Below are 1843 nucleotides of genomic sequence, written 5' to 3'. Positions count from 1 at the left end.
GTTTTACTTAATTGTTGTTCGGTTTGTTCTAATTTAGTTTTTGTTTCACCTAATTCATTATTTGTTTTACTTAATTGTTGTTCGGTTTGTTCTAATTTAGTTTTTGTTTCACCTAATTCATTATTTGTTTCACTTAATTGTTGTTCATTTTGTTCTAATTCATTATTTGTTTTACTTAATTGTTGTTCGGTTTGTTCTAATTTAGTTTTTGTTTCACCTAATTCATTATTTGTTTCACTTAATTGTTGTTCATTTTGTTCTAATTTAGTGTTTAAAGTTTCAATTGTTTGATCTTTTGCTATTAAAAAATCAATCAATTTTTCAGCATAAATGTATTTTTTATATAATTGTTCATGTTTATCTTTTAAAGCAATTATAACTGTTCCAACTGCGGGGTCAGACATATATTTCCGTATATTTAATTCTTTTATTGGATCATATTCTTCTAAAGGAATTATTGGTTTTTGACATGTTCTAGGAACTTGTTTTTCGCATCTTTCTTCTTCTTTTTTATTATATATCTTTGGATTATATTCACTTTCGTAATTAATTTGTTGAATTTGTTCATATATTTTATTTGTTTTTTGGAACTTTAATATGTTTTGTTTAGATACGAAATATGATATCCAAAAAAAGAAAATAAAAAAAAATATTATTGAAAATAAACAAACAATTATTGAACAAAAATAATGTTTATTTTTATAAATGTTTAACATGATGTATATACTTTCTAAAGTGTTGTGCTTATTATTTTTAAATTATAAAAAAAAATTTAATATTATTAAAAACTTCTTTGATTTGTTTTTCGTTTTTTTTTAAAATGGGGATTTAATTTTCCGAACAAAGGAACAAATTTTTTTGTAAATAATGTAATTGATTATTATCTTTTATAAAGGTAATTATTATTTTTTAACTACCTAATTTATTATAATTAAATTTATTTATTTTTTTAATAAATTTTTTAATAAATTTTGCGCTGTTCCGTTTTTTTTAGACAACTTTTGTCTCTAAAATTGTTCTTTAAGACTAAAAAAAATTAAGTAAATAATTTAATTTAGCTAAAATCCATTGATTGTTCCAAAATTTAGGGAAATAATTGATTATTTTTTTACTTTTTTGGTTGATTTTTGAAATAAAAAAGGATGTTGATGTTGTAAGATAGTTTTCATTTGGCCGAAAAAGTTTTCAATTACAGCGTTATCGCGTGGAGTTACTTTTCTTGACATACTTGTTTAGTGTTTTTTATTTCTAAAGTTTGAAGTTTTTTATTAGGAAAAAATATGTTTATAATAGTTTGTTTAATAAAAACAATTGTATTTTTAATTAATTTAAAAATAGGTTTAAAACCAGTAATGATTAATATTGTAAATAGAGTTGTTTGTATTCCATCCAATCTTCTTTCCATGATTTCAGCAGCGGTAAATCCTTTAGTGTAATTTAATATAAAATTGCTAATTATTGTAAATATTGAAAAAATCCACATTATTTCCTACTTTCTTAATAATTTTTATAAATTTTATTCATTTATTTTTAGATAATTTCTTTTTATTTTTAAAGGTTTTATTGGAATGATGCAAATTTATCCATTTACCTTTGTGGTTTTTGGTGGTTGAACGGTCTTTAAAGTAAGTTCCTCGGTATGCTTCGGTCATTGCATCGCTCATATTATTTCTCCTTTTATTTTAATTGTAGTTTTTTGACTTCATCTTTGATTGGTTTTGACATTTTAAAACTAACAACCGTTTTTGCGGGTATTTTTAAGTTTTTGCCAGTTCTTTTTCCTGTTTTTTTTCCTGTTTGTTTATTGATGATGAATTTAGTTTCGGGAGTTGTGTGGGCTTTT

Annotated in this window: 2 protein-coding genes and 3 pseudogenes; all 5 read right to left on the bottom strand. The window is 22.4% G+C overall.

All coding sequences use genetic code 11. The annotated features are described in order from the left end of the window. Window positions 1–716 (bottom strand): annotated as a pseudogene (locus tag OYV_RS03725) (hypothetical protein); the annotation flags it as partial. A gap of 310 nt (window positions 717–1026) precedes the next feature. Then, window positions 1027–1229, bottom strand: a pseudogene (locus OYV_RS03720) (IS3 family transposase); the annotation flags it as partial. Continuing rightward, a pseudogene (locus tag OYV_RS03715) lies at window positions 1214–1483 on the bottom strand (hypothetical protein); the annotation flags it as partial. The pseudogenes OYV_RS03715 and OYV_RS03720, both read right to left, overlap by 16 nt. Before the next feature lie 37 nt (window positions 1484–1520). Then, a complete protein-coding gene (locus tag OYV_RS05140) occupies window positions 1521–1664 on the bottom strand; it encodes a hypothetical protein (RefSeq protein WP_172642368.1) in 144 nt (47 codons plus the stop codon). 13 nt (window positions 1665–1677) lie between these two features. After that, window positions 1678–1843, bottom strand: a 166-nt coding sequence (locus tag OYV_RS05135) for an HU family DNA-binding protein (RefSeq protein ID WP_042068352.1), incomplete at its 5' end; no start/stop codon positions are given.

This window comes from 'Chrysanthemum coronarium' phytoplasma, from assembly GCF_000744065.1.
GTDB classification, from domain to species: Bacteria; Bacillota_I; Bacilli_A; order Acholeplasmatales; family Acholeplasmataceae; genus Phytoplasma; species Phytoplasma asteris.
The sequence above is the reverse complement of the archived record's forward strand: the minus strand, read 5'-3'. Positions and strand labels throughout refer to the sequence as shown.